The following is a 14,542-nucleotide window of genomic DNA, read 5'->3' on the forward strand; positions in this document are numbered from 1 at the left end:
GGTCATCGCATGGGTGTCGGCGTCAGCATTTTCACGATCACCCTCGGGCTGATCCTCAAGTTCGCGATCGCCGAGGACGCGATGACCGATCCGCTGGACATCCACGTGGTCGGCGTCATCCTGATCATCGTCGGCGGGGTGACGTTCGCGCTGCAGCTGCTGATGATGAGCCGGATGTCGCAGCGCGGCGCGGGCGGCGGACGGCTGACCCGCGGCCGCGACGGGGACCGCGGCTCCTACTACGGCGGGGACGACGAGCCGCCGCGCTGATGTCGAGGTGCGGCGTACCGCGGGCCGTGCGCCCGCGGTACGCCGCGTCTCCGGTCAGTCCCAGGCGAGGATGCGCAGCGGGTCCTCCAGCATGGCGCCGACGTCCCGCAGCACCCGCGAGCCCAGCTCGCCGTCGATGACCCGGTGGTCGAACGACAGCGCCAGCGTGGTGACCTTGCGGACCGCCAGCTCGCCCTCGTGCACCCAGGGCATGTCGCGGATCTGGCCGAACGCCAGGATCGCCGACTCGCCCGGCGTGATGATCGGGGTGCCGGTGTCCACCCCGAACACGCCCACGTTGGTGATGGTGATCGTGCCGCCGGTCAGGTCGGCCGGGGTGGCCTTCCCCGCCCGCGCGGTCGCGGTCAGCCCGGCCAGCGCGGCGGCCAGCTCGGGCAGCGACCTGGCCTGCGCGTCCTTGACGTTCGGGACGATCAGGCCGCGGTCGGTGGCCGCCGCGATGCCGAGGTTGACGTACCGCTTCACGACGATCTCGGCGCCGGACGGGCCGTCCACCCAGGTCGCGTTCACCATCGGGTTGCGGGCCACCGCCGTGAGCAGGGCCTTCGCCACCAGCAGCAGCGGCGAGACCTTGACCTCGGCGAACTCGGGCAGCTCGCGCAGCCGCCGCACCGCCTCCACCGTCGGGGTGGCGTCCACCTGGAGGAACTCGGTGACGTGCGGGGCGGTGAACGCCGAGCCGACCATGGCCGCGGCGGTGGTCTTGCGCACCCCCTTGACCGGGATCCGCTCCTCCCGCTCCGCCGCGGCCGGAGCCGCCGCCTCCTGCGGCGCCGGGGCCGACTGGGCGGAGCGCACGTCATCGCGGGTGATCGAGCCCTGCGGGCCCGTCCCGGTGATCGTGGACAGGTCCACGCCGAGATCCTTGGCCAGCTTGCGGACCGGCGGCTTGGCCAGCGGCAACCGGTTCTCCACAGGCTGTGGACGAGCGGGCGGCGGCACCGTCGCCGGGGTGCCGTTGGCCTGCTTGCGCGGACGCCGCTTGGTCGCGCCCGGCTTCACCCCGTACCCGACCAGCACCGGCTGCCGCTTGGGCTCCTCCGGCGCCGCCGCCGGGGCGGGCGGCACCAGGTCCTCCTTCAGCGCGGCGGCCTGCGCGGGCGGCTCCGAGACCGGCGTCGCCACCGCGGGCCCGTCCGGCGCCACGTCCACCGCGATGATCGGGACGCCCACGTCCACCGTGGCGCCCTCGGTGGCCAGCAGCTCGGCCACCACGCCCTCGAACGGGCACGGCAGCTCCACGATCGCCTTGGCCGTCTCGATCTCCACGATCGTCTGGTTGACCTCGACCCGGTCGCCCGGCTGCACATGCCACCGGACGATCTCGGCCTCGGTCAGCCCCTCGCCCACATCGGGCAGCTTGAAGTGCTTCAGCTCACTCATGCTGTGATCTCCGCTCCCCAGGTCACCACGTGAACGTCCGGTCGACCGCGTCCAGGATGCGATCGAGGTCGGGCAGGTAGTGGTCCTCCAGCCGGGAGGGCGGGTAGGGGGTGGAGAAGCCGCCGACGCGCAGCACCGGGGCCTCCAGACGGTAGAAGCACTTCTCGGTGATCCGCGCGGCCAGCTCGGCGCCGTACCCGCTGAACACCGGGGCCTCGTGGACGACCACGCAGCGCCCGGTGCGGTTCACCGACTCCACGACCGTGCCGATGTCGAGCGGGTTCAGGGAGCGCAGGTCGACGACCTCCAGCGAGCGGCCCTCCTCGGCCGCCGCCGACGCCGCCTCCAGACAGGTCTTCACCGCCGGCCCGTACGCCAACACAGTGACGTGCTCACCCGGGTTGACGACCCGTGCCTCGTGCAGCGGCGTCCACCCGCCCGTCTCGACCGGCACGGGCGCCTTGTCCCAGTAGCGGCGCTTGGGCTCGAAGAAGATCACCGGGTCGTCGGAGGCGATCGACTGCTGGATCATCGTGTACGCGTCCGCCGGGTTGGAGCACGCCACCACGCGCAGCCCCGCGGTGTGGGTGAAGTAGTTCTCCGGCGACTCGCTGTGGTGCTCGACCGCGCCGATGCCGCCGCCGCACGGGATCCGGACGACCACCGGCAGCGACAGCTTCCCGAGCGACCGCAGCCGCATCTTGGCCAGCTGCGTGATGATCTGGTCGGCGGCCGGGAACACGAAGCCGTCGAACTGGATCTCGCAGACCGGCCGGTACCCGCGCAGCGCCAGCCCGATCGCGGTGCCGACGATGCCGGACTCGGCGAGCGGGGTGTCGATCACCCGCTCCTCGCCGAAGTCCTTCTGCAGCCCGTCGGTCACCCGGAACACGCCGCCGAGCTTGCCGACGTCCTCGCCCATGACCAGGACCTTCGGGTCGTTCTCCATGGCCTTCCGGAGGCCCTCGTTCAGCGCCTTCCCGAGCGTGAGCACGGGGGCCTCCGCCGGAGCCGCGGCAGGGGTGGTCTCCATCGTGGTCATGAGGACACCTCCTCGAAGGACGCCAGGTAGGCGGCGAACTGCTCCTGCTCCTCGGTCATCAGCGGGTGGGACTCGGCGTACACGTTGTCGAAGATCTCCAGCGGCTTGGGATCGGGCAGCGCCAGGCACTGCTTGCGCAGCTCCGTCGCGCCCGCCTTGGCCTCCGCCTCCACCTCCTCGAAGAAGGCCGTGTCGGCCAGGTCGCCCCGTACGAGGAAGGCCTTGAGCCGCTCGATGGGGTCCTTCAGCTTCCACGACTCCTCCTCCGCCTTGAGGCGGTAGCGGGTCGGGTCGTCGGTCGTGGTGTGGGCGCCCATGCGGTACGTGTACGCCTCGATGAGCGTGGGGCCCTGGCCCGTCCGCGCGGCCTCCAGAGCCTTCCGCGTCACGGCCAGGCAGGCGAACACGTCGTTGCCGTCCACCCTGAGGCCGGGGAAGCCGTACCCCTGCGCGCGCTTGTAGAGCGGAATACGCGATTGACGTTCCAGGGGCTCGGAGATGGCCCACTGGTTGTTCTGGCAGAAGAACACGATCGGGGCGTTGAACACCGACGCGAACACGAAGGCCTCGTTCACGTCGCCCTGCGAGGTGGCGCCGTCGCCGAAGTAGGCGATGGTCCCCCCGGCCGACGGCGTGCCGAGCACCCCGTCCCGCTGGACGCCCATCGCGTAGCCCGTCGCGTGCAGGGTCTGGCTGCCGATCACGATCGTGTACAGGTGGAAGCCGTGCTCGGCGGGGTCCCATCCGCCGTGGTTGACGCCGCGGAACAGGCCCAGCAGGCGCAGCGGCTCGACGTCGCGGCAGTAGGCCACGCCGTGTTCGCGGTACGTCGGGAAGACCATGTCGTGCGCGCCCAGCGCCCGTCCCGACCCGATCTGGGCGGCCTCCTGGCCCAGCAGGGAGGCCCAGATGCCCAGCTCGCCCTGCCTGGTGAGGGCCACCGCCTCCAGGTCGATCCTGCGTACGGTGACCAGGTCCCGGTACAGCCCGCGGATCTCCTCGGGGGAGAGGTCCAGCGGGTAGTCGGGATGCTCGACCAGCTCACCCTCGGGGGTCAGCAGCTGCACGAGTTCGGGTTCGGCGTGCCCAGGGTTGGCCGGAGCGCCGCGCACGGAGTCGATCGTCATCGATGACTACTCCTCGTTCGGGGCCGGTCCGCGGGGTCGCCGCTCGCCGGCCGACGTCAGTGGCATCGTTCCCCGGTAAGGGATAAATGCCGCTAAAGCCATGGTGGCAGACATCACACCCGGAAGCGCAACCCCCGGGTACCCCGTTCCCTACCCCGCCGCGCCCCCTACGATCCGGCGTTCTCCCGCAGCACCCGCTCGACGTCCGCCCGGTAGAACCGCAGCCGCCCGGTGGGCGTGCGCGTGTGGGGCAGCAGCCCCCGCGCCGCCCACTGCGTGATCGTGGACCTGGCCACCCGGAAGATCACCGCGACCTCTTTGGCCGTGAGCAGCTCGTCCGTCACCGCGCGTCCAACTCCTCGCCGCACTGGACGATCACCTCGGCGATCTCGACCACATCGTCCAGCGAGAACCGCCTGATCCCCGTCTGCGGTGTGGTCAACACCACGTGGTCCCGCCGCGCCCAGACGGTGATCTCGGCCCGCACCGACAGCACCGCCATGTTCCAGCCCTCGCACCCGTGCAGGGGGCCGAGCCCCCGCAGCGCGAGCGCCGCCTCCAACTCCCGCACGACAGCACGGCAACTACGCCCAACGCCCCCTTCGGCCGCCGGAACCGGCAGCGTGAAGTAGACGACCTTCCCGGAGACGGGCATCTCGCCCAGCCTCGATCTGGTGCGGTGAACGCCCCAGCTTCCTCCGTGCTCTCTGGTGAGCGCGTCCACGATCTCGAACCCGCGCCCACGCTCGGACCCCACCGGAGGCCGCAGCCGCCCGAGGGGCAGCGTCCCCTTCCACGGAGCACTGTCGAAGACCTTGGTCACGACCTCCGCCCGCGAGTTCCGGCGGTACACCCACAGCTCGGGAAGCCCGGCGACCGGCACCACACCGTCCAGCGCGTGCACGAACGCGTTGGACGCGAGCTCGGACACGATCGTGCACGCATCGTCGGTCATCTCATCGGAGACATGCAGCGCCCGCAGCGCCTCCCGAACATGCGCACGTGCCTCTCGCGGACACGTCCCGTCAACGGGCAACGGCCACACCGCACACCCGGCCGGGGGCGGTTCGTCGCTCGGGCGGTACTCGTCGGCCGGGGGGTTCTGCATGGTCACCACCTGGGAGCATGCCAGCGACGATCGCTGACGGTGAGCACGTCAATGCAGAGTGTGGCAGAAGGTTTGGAGGGTCGCATAGATTCCCGGATAGAAAATCTAATCACCTCGTTCTGACGGCGCGTGACCGCCCGGAATGGGAGAGTGACGGCGTGCCTGAGATCCAAGCCGCCGGCTACAGCCCGACGATCAAGAAGCGAGCCCTCAGCCGGAAGCTGGTCGAGCTCCGCAAGCATCAGGGACTCACCACCACGGAGGTCTGCAGGCGGCTGCGCTGGAGCCCCAGCAAGCTCAACTACATCGAGAAGGCGAAGTGGATCGAGCCGAGCGACGACTCGGTGGAGATCCTCTGCGAGCTGTACGGCGTCGAAGGCCCGGAGCGCGCCGCGCTGATCGAACTCGCCCAGGGTGCCCGCGAACGCGGCTGGTGGACCCGCTACAACGACGTCTTCCGCAACGAATACCCCGGTTTCGAGGCCGCGGCGTCCTTCGTCCGCACGTACCAGAACCTCTACCTACCCGGTCTCCTCCAGGCCAAGGAGTACGCGGAGGCACTCCCGCCGGTCAGAGACGTTGACGACCCAGCGGAGATCAAGCGTCATGTAACAGCTCGGATGGCCCGCCAGGAGATCCTTTTCCGTCCCACTGATCCATGCCGCCTGCACGCCGTCATCGACGAGAACGCGATCGCGAGAATCGCCGACCCTGAGGTGCGGGTTCCCCAACTACGCCATCTGCTGGCCATGTCCGAGCGGCCGAACGTGGTCATCCAGCTGATCCCGTTCGAGGCCGGCCTCTACGCGGGCTCGGGTGAGTCATTCACCTACCTCGGCTTCGCGGACCCCGGCGAGCGGGACATCGTCTTCCTGGAGACGACCTTCGACGACCGCATGCTCGAAGAGAAGGATGATCTCAAGCGTTATATGATCCGATTTGACAGGTTGTGTGAGGTTGCGCTCGACCCGGAGGCCACCCGCGCGCATCTGTCGGGAAGGATCCGATGAGCTTCGTGAGCCTCTCCGGCGTGACCTGGCGCAAAAGCAGCCGATCCCAACCTGCCGGAACCGATTGCGTGGAAGTCGCGGCCGTCGGCCCGGTGCGCGCGCTGCGCGACTCGAAGAACCCTCACGGCGACGTCATCGCCGTCCGTCCGGACGTGTGGCGAGGGTTGCTGCACGACATCAAGAGCGGCGCCTACGATCTGTAGTTCCTGCCCCTCGTGGGCGGCTGAGCGGAGGCTGAGCGCACATCTGTTGGGAGGGATCTGATGAGCTTCGTAATCCTCTCCGGCGCGACGTGGCGTAAGAGCAGCCGATCGCAGCTAGGTGGAACCGAGTGCGTTGAGATCGCCGCGATCGGCCCCATATGCGCGTTCCGTGACTCGAAGGATCCTCACGGCGATGTCATCGCCGTGCATCCAGAGGTGTGGCGAAAACTGCTGCTTGACATCAAGAGCGGTGCCCACGACCTGTAGCACTGTTCGGGCAACGCCCTCAGCCATGTTTCCTCGGAGGTGACTGTTGGCATGAGCGGTGCTACTGATGGATGCGAGAGGTGTCGCGATCTCGATCGGCGGACCGTCGACATCGTCTGGCTACTGACATCCACCTTCCTGTTGCTCACCTCGTTGGGGATGCCGTGGCTGGGAGGCAGTGAGCCAGGCAGCCTGCCAGAGGTCGTCTCCAGAGAGCCTCGCGCGGTCTGGGACCTGCCGCCAGACTTCGCGCAGGCAGAGAACATCATTTATGGATTGGCCCTGCTCGTGGTCATCCTGGTTGCAATCGCGGCCACTGGGGATGATGTCGAGTCTGCGGTTGGCGCGGCCGTCATCATTTCCGTCATCACGGTGATCTTCCTGGGGGCGTTGATCGCTGCTATCCGGACAGATACGGCGAGTGTCGGTTCGGGAATGGTGGTGACGGTGGGGGCGAGTTCGGCAGTTGCCTTCAGGTGTATGGCCGCTGCCCGCTGGCGAGCCGCGAGCCGCACTCCGAGATCTCCCCGAGGCGGGGAAGAGCGTGTGCCCCGCTAACGGCCATCGCGAGATCAACTCCGAAGGCTGCCTACCGTTGGCGTCCGAAGCTCCCGTCCTGGCATGTGGCTGACCGAAGGCGTGCCGGACTGTCATCATCGGTGTCGTGCGCGCTATAAGGATCATCGCCCTCGGTGCCGTCCTCGGCATGCTCGGCGGCTGCACCGGTGGTGCGCCCAAGCCCGCCTTCAACCCCACCCCCAAGCCGACCCGCCCCGGGCAGGTCGTGATCATCGCCGGCGACCACACGGTCGAACGTGATCCCCGTGACGGCGAGGTGGCATTGAAGACCAGTGCATACACCGATGGCGGTCTCGCCGTTGCCGGTGATGGAGTCGTCTACTTCCAGGTGTCCCATCGCAACGGTGGTCGCATTGCGCGACTCGAACGTGATGGAACGATCTCTCTGATGAAGCTGGGTAATGTCCCGAATCAACTGGCCCTTCACGGCGGTTTGTTGTGGGTGTTCAGTTCATATAGAGGGCTGGACTTGGCGAAGGTCGACCGGAAATCTCTGAGTCAGAGTACGGTCATTGCCTGGAAGACTGCGTCTGGTGAGAAGCTCAGGGTGGTCAGTGAAGAAGGGCGTACCCTGTCAAGTCGTGAGCGTGTCGAGGTGGATCGATATTGGCCTGGCTCGCGATTCGCCGTACGCGATGACGGAAACCCCATGGTCGTCTCTCGAAGGGGTGACCTTTACGAGGCCACGGATGGAATACTCCGGCGATGGAAGCCGCCCGGCTACGAGGAAGCTCTTGCCCGAGTCGCTGGAGAAGAAGAGTTCGGGCCGACCGATATCAGGAGTGATGGCAAAGGTGGGCTAATCTTGCTCGGCTCCCGGGGGGTCATCCGGTTGCCCCGAGACGGCAGGGCTGTAGAGGCGTCGTTGGCAACTCGGAAAGGCGAGAAGAGTCCATATGTCGTTGCTGTCCCCTACAACAATGACTCATTGTTGTTGCTGGGGGAGCCGGTGGGAGTGGATAGAAGGCCGGCTTCGGCCTTGCTGAAGCGTGATGGGACGGTTGAGTCTCTGGCGTGGGGGCGGCCGAGAGTCCTGTGTGAAGATTTCGATGGCTCTATGACCGCCATCGCGGCAGCCAGCCCAGGTGGAGCGGCCCGGCGACCGGACGGGAGCATCGTGATCAGTGATAAGTTCTGCGGTCGTGTCCTAGCCTTCCGGGCACCTGGAATGTCCTGACCATCGATCACTCTGGCGGGATGTTGTCGTTTGCGGCACCCTGCGTCTGATGGATGATGCTTCGACCGGTGATCACTTCTTCTGTGTCCTCGCCGCCGCTGAAGTAATGCCTTCTGATGGTGTCGATGACGGCCGCTTGTTCTTCGGGGGAGAGAGTGGGTTTGCGTAGGAGGGACGCTAGTTCCTTGTCCTCGATCTTGCCGTCGCGGCTGAGGTAGTAGCCGCGGGCCAGGTCTATGTAGAGCTGGTCGGAATAGGTTTCGTGCTTGCTCTTGATCTGGGCGACGTTCTTCTCGAAGTCCGAGTGCTTGATCTTGTCGAGGAGCGGGGTCGTGCCGATCTCGAAGGCTTCGGAGGCGCCGACATTGCCGGCGGGAGTGGCGCCGATGATTCCGGCTGCCACGTCGCGGAGCAGGGCGATCTGTTTCTGGGCGTCCTCGTACTGCTTCTTGGTGAGCTCCTCGTTGCTGATGCGTTCCTTGCCGTAGGCGGCGATGAGGTTGCCTTCGAGGCGTCCGGCCCGGACGACGGCGTCGCCGATGATGCGGTCCTCCAGGCCCCAGGCGTAGAGGCGCTGGCGGTAGAGCTGGGTGTCGGAGACGAGCTGGGCCCAGGACTTGTCGTCGATCGCGAGCGTCCGCAGGAAGTCCTGCATGGCCTTTCCGCCGATGTCCACGTACGTGGTCTTGGTGACGGGGTCGACGTTGGGCCGGTTCGTGCCGCTCGTGGTGCGGTCGGCGTCGGCGATGGCCGGGATGTACATGCGGGTCATGTGGAGGAGGCCGTCGCGCAGGCCGGGGCCGAGTTCGGCGAAGTGGTTCTCGCCGTTGTGCGGGAGCCAGCCGAGGGCTCGGCCGTCGGACGCGAGGGGGTTGTAGTCGGCGACCTTGCCCTTGTCGAGCGCCTTGTGAAGCATGGTGCGGCCGACGTCGTTCCACCAGGCGACCGTGGTCATGAAGTTCGCCGCGTTCTGGGCGGCCTTCACCTCGTGGCCCTTTTCGGGTGTCGTGGCCAGCTTGATGACCTGGCCTGCCGCTTTACCCTGGTCCATCCAGTCGGGGGCTACCAGGAGGGCGCCGTAGGTGTGGCCCGTGCCTCGGGTGAGCCAGGTCAGCTTGTCGGCCTTGGCGGCGTCCTTGATGGTGAACGCGGTGCCGAGATGGGTCGCGGCCAGTTCGCGGGCGGCGGTGCGGTCGTTCTGGGACGCGATGCGGCCCAGGACGTTGAGGGCGGGATCGTAGCCGCGCAGCTTCGCGGGGCCGGGATCCCCGACCTGCTGCTGGAAGCCCCAGTCGTGCCACCACGGACGGTGCTGCTGGTTGGCCACGGACGTGACGCCCGACCCCGGCAGGCCGGTGTTGCTCCTGATCTCATAGGACGGGTACTTCTGCCGCCAGCGCAGGGCGGCCTTGGCCAGGTCCAGGAGGACGGCCGAGCCCCATTTGACGTCCGGGGCGCTGAGACCGACGAGCAGGGCTTGCCCGGGCATGTCGGAGCCGGTGGGGCCCAGCGCGCGGGTGACGGTGGCCTGGTTCTCCTTCTTGCGGGAGAGGGCGGCGAGGGCGGTGCCCATGTCGCCGATCACCTTCTTGTCGGCCGCGGTGACCCCCTCGCCTCCGCTGCGCCTGTGGAGGTGGTGGGCGAGCTTGCCGACCGAACCCGGGGGGACGTTGCCGAAGAAGGCGCCAAGGTACGCCTGGTTCTTGTGGTTCTCCCGCAGGGACGCGGCGATGTCGGCGAGGAGGCCGGAACTCGTGGCGTCGGGATGGGTGAGGTGCCTTCCAAAGACCGTCGCCTGGAGGCGGCCTAGTTCGGCCATCTCCTTGGGGCCGAGGCGTTCCTGATCTGGGATTCGTGTCATGCCGCCGTTGAGGACCCACGCGGGGTTGGTCTGGTTCTCGGCGAGCGCGTACCGGAGTCGGGTACGCATGCGGACCGCCTGCTCGTGGCACCAGTTGCCCGTGCGCTCGCACTGGATCGTGCCGCCCGCACCCGGGCCTGCCGCCCGCAGCAGGGAACGTATGCGGCCGCCGTGGCGGGGCAGGCCGTCGGCGGCGCGTTTCAGAGCCGTTTCGAGGCGTTCCAGGCCGGTGACCGAAACGGAGGCGAGTCCCGGCGGGCTCTGCGCGGGGGCGACGCGTGGGATGTCCGGTGGGTCCAGCACCATCGGGGCGCGGTTCCGTTCGGAGACGGTGCGCAGGATCTCCACCATCATCCGTCCGAGGGACCGGTTGTGGCCCTGGAGGTCGGTGGTGAACGCGCCGGCGGACCCGCCCTGCCAGACCTGGGGGCCCATCAGCCGGGTCACCTCGGTCATGAGGCCGGCGATCCCCCGGAGTTCCGCCTGGACGGCCTGCGCGTCCACCTTCGTGTCGGCCACCCCGCCGCCCCTTCCGCCCGTAGCGGCCAGAAATAGCGCACTTGACCAACATCGTCAATGACGTGAGATCGGCGGGTGATGGCGTTGTTATGGCCAGCCACGGGTTAAAGTGGACAAAAGCCGATAATGGGGCAGGTGCTATTCGCGGGAGAGGGAGCGGGTGGCGCCGGCGGCCACCGTCAGGCCGAGGATGAAACCCGAGACGACCAGGAAGTTCGCGATCCACTGGTAGACGCCGGCCGGTGCGAAGACCCGCTCCTGGCCCAGGTCGCCGATCGGCAGCAGCAGGTCGAGGGAGTAGATGAACGGGTTGAAGTGCGGATGGTCGTCGTCGTTGAGGATCGCGGGCTTGTGCATGGAGAACACGATCGTCCCGAAGGCGAGCAGGCCCAGCAGCCAGCTCGCGGCGCGGAACGGGCGGTAGCCGTAGCCCACCAGGACGTCCTGCAACCAGCCGATGGTCTTGCGGGACGGACCCTGCGTCTTCCGCCGGTCGCGGGCCTTGGCCAGCAGGACCGAGCGGCCGTCGGCGTCCAGCCCCAGGGCCCGGTAGGTGTGCGCCAGCCGCTCGTACGGCTGCGGCTGGTAGCCGTCGGTGTCGCGGCGCAGCCAGTCCAGCCGGTCGCGGGCCGACAGCGGCGGGTCGAGGTTCTCGTACTGCAGGCCGTCCAGCTGCAGCCGCTCCGGCCAGGTCGCCCGGTCGTCGCGCAGCAGGCTGATCCGGGCGTAGGAGAGATCGGCCACACCCTTCACCTGCTCGGCCGGGCGCAGCAGCACCTCCTCGGCCTGGAGCCGCTGCAGGCTCAGCGCCGTGCCCGACGGGTGGTTCAGGTACGCCCCGCGCAGGCTCAGCTGCCCTGTGATCCGCGCCCCCGCGAAACTCACGCCTCCGTCGGCCCGGAACCCGTCGGAGCAGTAGACGTCGGTCTCCACCGCCAGGTCGTCGGCGTTCAGCGCGATGCTCTCCGGGTTGGACAGCTGCGCCCCCACGAACGACAGGTAGCCCCCGACCCGGGCGCCGCGCAGCCGGATCGAGCCCTGCGCCGAGAAACCCCCGTCACAGAAGACGTTGGCGGCCACGTCCAGGCGGCTGGCGTACAGCGCGGCACCCCCCGGGTTGAGCAGCCGCGCCTCCCGGAAGATCAGCTGCCCGCCCACCCGGGCGCCCGGCAGCCGCACCTCGCCGTTGGCCGTGAACCCCTGGTCGCAGTACACGTTGGCGTCCACGGTCAGCCGGTCGGCCAGCAGCGCGTCACCGCCCGGGTTGTTCAGGTGGACGCCCGACATGTTGAGGATGCCGGCGATGTGCGCGCCGTCCAGCCACAGGCCCCCCGCGATGCGGCTGCCCTCCAACCACAGATGGCCGTCCACCCGGGTGCCCGAGGCCACCAGCCCCGGCAGCCGGCACCGCATCATGTGGACGCTGTTCATCTCCGCCCAGTACAGGTGCGGCGCCTCGTCGAACGAGCACCCCGTCAGCGCCAGCGGCACCGTCACGCGCGCGTGCCCCAGGTTCAGCGACCCGATGATCCGCGCCCCGGTCAGCCGGACCGCCGCCACATGCCCCGACTCCGCCTCCAGCGCACCCGCCAGCAGCGCCACCAGCACCTCGGCCCGCACCAGCCGCTCCGGCCCCCACCGGTCGGAGTACGACGGATCGTTCAGCGCGGGGTCGGCACTGGACAGGTCGACGGATTCACCGCGCGGGAACGCCTCCCACAGGCGGCGCTCCGCGAGGGACAGCTCATCGATGTTCATCGGCTCGACTCCGGGTGCTGGTGATCCTGCTCCGGCCATGGTGCCGTACGCTTCTGACGGAAATGAAACCGCAGATCAGTAAGGGAGCGGTCGTGGCGCGCGTGGTCGTGGACGTCATGCTGAAGCCCGAGATCCTCGATCCGCAGGGGCAGGCGATCGCCCGCAAACTGCCGCAGATGGGGTTCGAGGGGATCGGCGCCGTCCGGCAGGGCAAGCGGTTCGAGCTCGAGCTCGACGGGGCGGCGGACGAGGAGGCCCTGGACCGGGTCCGCAGGATCGCCGAGACGCTGCTGGCGAACCCGGTGATCGAGAACTTCGAGGTGCGCGTTCTCTGAACCCGGCGGGCGCCGTCCGGACCGCGGACGGCGCGCCGGCCGTACGGTTCGTCCCGGTTCTTCCCCCCGGACCGTTCCGGAAAAGCATTCCGAACGGTATGGGAAACGGCACCGGAAAGTGTCGGCGCCGGCTCGGCGCAACAGATCCAGACCCTTTTCCAGAACGCCCTCCAGAATGTGCGCCGGCCGCCCCGCCGCGTCCCTCGGGCCCCGCCCCGGGGGCCCTGCCGCACCGGGCTCCGGCGGGACCGCCACCCACTGTTCACGCAAAAGACCCGGCGGTCCAACGATTACGGAAGATACCGCCGGGGAAGCCTTAGCTGCGTCGAGTACGTCGAACGCGCTCGGGGGGACCGGGCCTGACCAGGGGCGCGGCAAGAGCACGAGGTGACCGGTGGACATGAAGTTCTCGCTCGCGCTACCGCGCGAGGCGCTGAGCATCCCGGTGATCCGGCGCGTGCTCGGAGACGCGCTGCGCGGCCTCGGGGTCGCCGAGGACTGCGTCGGCGACATCGTCGTGGCCGCCTCCGAGGCATGCACCAACGCCGTCCTGCACGCCCGCGCCACCGGCGATTTCCACGTCGCGGGACGGGTCGACGACGACATCTGCCGGTTGCAGATCACGGACGGGGGACGCGGGCCGCGGAAAGTGCCGCCGCCCGCCCCCGAAGAGGGCGATTTGGCCGAATCGGGCCGCGGTATTAGGATCATGCGGGCGCTGGTGGACGATTTGAGCATTGACTCCGCGCCCGAGCAGGGCACCGTCGTCCAGATGCGAAAGCGCCTGACCTGGCGCGACGAGGCCCTGATCCGGCGCCTCGACCGCAGCCTCATGCACAGCGCCGGGTAGATTGGGACCCGCGCGGGGGGATCGCGCCGCTCATCGATGAACGGCACCGCCGCCGCTTCCCGGCGGCGACGTCCGGCGGAAGAACCGCCCAGTCCCGGCCGCCCTCATTTCGGAGGAACAGAAGAGATGGACGCTGCCCGGGTCGGGATCATCACCTTCCCCGGTTCGCTCGACGACCGCGACGCCGCGCGGGCCGTCCGGCTCGCCGGAGCCGAGCCGGTCGCGCTCTGGCACGCCGAGCACGACCTGCGCGGAGTCGACGCGGTGGTGCTGCCCGGGGGGTTCTCCTACGGGGACTACCTGCGGGCCGGCGCGATCGCCCGGTTCGCGCCGCTGATGGAGGAGCTGGTCGCCGCGGCCGGCGCCGGACTGCCGGTGCTGGGGATCTGCAACGGGTTCCAGGTGCTGTGCGAGTCGCACCTGCTGCCCGGCGCGCTGCTGCCCAACGCCGGCCTGCACTTCGTGTGCCGCGACCAGCGGCTGCGCGTCGACAACGCGACCACGGCGTGGACGGCCGACTACAGCGAGGGCCAGGAACTGGTCGTCCCGATCAAGAACCGGGACGGCCGCTTCACCGCCGACCCCGAGACCCTCGCCGAACTCGCCGAGAGCGGCCGGATCGTGGCGCGCTACCTCGACCTCAACCCCAACGGCTCCCTCGACGACATCGCGGGGATCTGCAACGAGGCCGGCAACGTGGTCGGCCTGATGCCCCACCCCGAGCACGCCGTGGAGTCCCTCACCGGCCCGTCCACCGACGGGCTCGGCTTCTTCACCTCGATCGTCAAGAGACTGGTCAACGCATGAGCGAGCAGCCGCCCACCTCCTCAGGCCGCCCGGACGCCCCCGCGTCCGGTGATCACGACGAGCCGAGCCTGGAGTGGCTCGCGGGCCTGAAGTCCGACGCCGACGACCCGGAGCTCCAGCCGGTCGACCGCTCGGTGGCCCAGGCCTACGAGGCCGTCGCGGAGGAAGGCGCCCGCGAGGCCGCCGCCTCCACCGGCCCGCAGCCCGTCGTGTCCGACACGGGCC

The 14,542-nt window shown here is 68.9% G+C and carries 16 protein-coding genes; 9 read left to right on the forward strand and 7 right to left on the reverse strand.

Annotated features, from left to right (window positions below):
- Window positions 1–9 precede the first annotated feature (9 nt).
- Window positions 10–270: a DUF6458 family protein gene (locus ACZ466_RS23410; protein WP_378286091.1), complete on the forward strand. Its 261-nt coding sequence runs from the start codon at window positions 10–12 to the stop codon at window positions 268–270.
- A 54-nt stretch (window positions 271–324) separates the two neighbouring features.
- Here ACZ466_RS23410 and ACZ466_RS23415 read toward each other — a convergent pair whose 3' ends face one another.
- From ACZ466_RS23415 to ACZ466_RS23435, 5 genes are all read right to left on the reverse strand, one after another.
- Window positions 325–1,674 (reverse strand): dihydrolipoamide acetyltransferase family protein, encoded by a 1,350-nt coding sequence (locus ACZ466_RS23415; protein WP_378286092.1) that lies wholly within the window; start codon window positions 1,672–1,674, stop codon window positions 325–327.
- A 22-nt stretch (window positions 1,675–1,696) separates the two neighbouring features.
- On the reverse strand, window positions 1,697–2,716 hold the full coding sequence (locus tag ACZ466_RS23420) for an alpha-ketoacid dehydrogenase subunit beta (RefSeq protein ID WP_378286093.1): 1,020 nt from the start codon (window positions 2,714–2,716) through the stop codon (window positions 1,697–1,699).
- Window positions 2,713–3,843: a pyruvate dehydrogenase (acetyl-transferring) E1 component subunit alpha gene (pdhA, locus tag ACZ466_RS23425; RefSeq protein WP_378286094.1), complete on the reverse strand. Its 1,131-nt coding sequence runs from the start codon at window positions 3,841–3,843 to the stop codon at window positions 2,713–2,715. The genes ACZ466_RS23420 and pdhA overlap by 4 nt, the downstream gene beginning before the upstream one ends.
- A gap of 167 nt (window positions 3,844–4,010) precedes the next feature.
- Window positions 4,011–4,187, reverse strand: a complete 177-nt coding sequence (locus ACZ466_RS23430; RefSeq protein WP_378286095.1) for a helix-turn-helix domain-containing protein — start codon at window positions 4,185–4,187, stop codon at window positions 4,011–4,013.
- A complete protein-coding gene (locus ACZ466_RS23435) occupies window positions 4,184–4,951 on the reverse strand; it encodes an ATP-binding protein (RefSeq protein WP_378286096.1) in 768 nt (255 codons plus the stop codon). Before ACZ466_RS23435 ends, ACZ466_RS23430 begins: the two co-directional genes overlap by 4 nt.
- Before the next feature lie 158 nt (window positions 4,952–5,109).
- On the opposite strand from ACZ466_RS23435, the gene ACZ466_RS23440 reads away from it, so the two are divergent.
- The 5 genes from ACZ466_RS23440 to ACZ466_RS23460 all read left to right on the forward strand — a co-directional run bounded on the left by ACZ466_RS23440 (window position 5,110) and on the right by ACZ466_RS23460 (window position 8,187).
- Window positions 5,110–5,961 carry a helix-turn-helix domain-containing protein gene (locus tag ACZ466_RS23440; protein ID WP_378286097.1) on the forward strand — a complete coding sequence of 284 codons (852 nt, stop codon included), beginning with the start codon at window positions 5,110–5,112 and terminating at the stop codon, window positions 5,959–5,961.
- Window positions 5,958–6,164, forward strand: a complete 207-nt coding sequence (locus tag ACZ466_RS23445) for a DUF397 domain-containing protein (RefSeq protein WP_378286098.1) — start codon at window positions 5,958–5,960, stop codon at window positions 6,162–6,164. Before ACZ466_RS23440 ends, ACZ466_RS23445 begins: the two co-directional genes overlap by 4 nt.
- Window positions 6,165–6,224: 60 nt before the next feature.
- Complete coding sequence (locus ACZ466_RS23450) at window positions 6,225–6,431, forward strand: DUF397 domain-containing protein (RefSeq protein ID WP_378286099.1); 207 nt, start codon at window positions 6,225–6,227, stop codon at window positions 6,429–6,431.
- 51 nt (window positions 6,432–6,482) lie between these two features.
- Window positions 6,483–6,989, forward strand: a complete 507-nt coding sequence (locus ACZ466_RS23455; protein WP_378286100.1) for a hypothetical protein — start codon at window positions 6,483–6,485, stop codon at window positions 6,987–6,989.
- Window positions 6,990–7,095: 106 nt separating this feature from the next.
- Complete coding sequence (locus ACZ466_RS23460; protein ID WP_378286101.1) at window positions 7,096–8,187, forward strand: hypothetical protein; 1,092 nt, start codon at window positions 7,096–7,098, stop codon at window positions 8,185–8,187.
- A 7-nt stretch (window positions 8,188–8,194) separates the two neighbouring features.
- Here the strand turns inward: ACZ466_RS23460 and ACZ466_RS23465 are convergent, their stop codons facing one another.
- Window positions 8,195–10,567 carry a hypothetical protein gene (locus ACZ466_RS23465; RefSeq protein ID WP_378286102.1) on the reverse strand — a complete coding sequence of 791 codons (2,373 nt, stop codon included), beginning with the start codon at window positions 10,565–10,567 and terminating at the stop codon, window positions 8,195–8,197.
- 138 nt (window positions 10,568–10,705) lie between these two features.
- The gene (locus tag ACZ466_RS23470; RefSeq protein ID WP_378286103.1) at window positions 10,706–12,325 is read right to left on the reverse strand and encodes a hypothetical protein; all 1,620 of its coding nucleotides are present in this window, start codon (window positions 12,323–12,325) and stop codon (window positions 10,706–10,708) included.
- Window positions 12,326–12,417: 92 nt separating this feature from the next.
- Here ACZ466_RS23470 and purS point away from each other — a divergent pair, with 92 nt between their 5' ends.
- The 3 genes from purS to purQ all read left to right on the forward strand — a co-directional run bounded on the left by purS (window position 12,418) and on the right by purQ (window position 14,317).
- Window positions 12,418–12,660 (forward strand): phosphoribosylformylglycinamidine synthase subunit PurS, encoded by a 243-nt coding sequence (gene purS / locus ACZ466_RS23475; protein ID WP_378286104.1) that lies wholly within the window; start codon window positions 12,418–12,420, stop codon window positions 12,658–12,660.
- A gap of 400 nt (window positions 12,661–13,060) precedes the next feature.
- Window positions 13,061–13,510 carry an ATP-binding protein gene (locus tag ACZ466_RS23480; RefSeq protein ID WP_378286105.1) on the forward strand — a complete coding sequence of 150 codons (450 nt, stop codon included), beginning with the start codon at window positions 13,061–13,063 and terminating at the stop codon, window positions 13,508–13,510.
- 126 nt (window positions 13,511–13,636) lie between these two features.
- Window positions 13,637–14,317: a phosphoribosylformylglycinamidine synthase subunit PurQ gene (purQ, locus tag ACZ466_RS23485; protein ID WP_378286106.1), complete on the forward strand. Its 681-nt coding sequence runs from the start codon at window positions 13,637–13,639 to the stop codon at window positions 14,315–14,317.
- The last annotated feature ends 225 nt before the right edge of the window (window positions 14,318–14,542 follow it).

It is taken from the genome of Actinomadura rugatobispora (assembly GCF_055379765.1).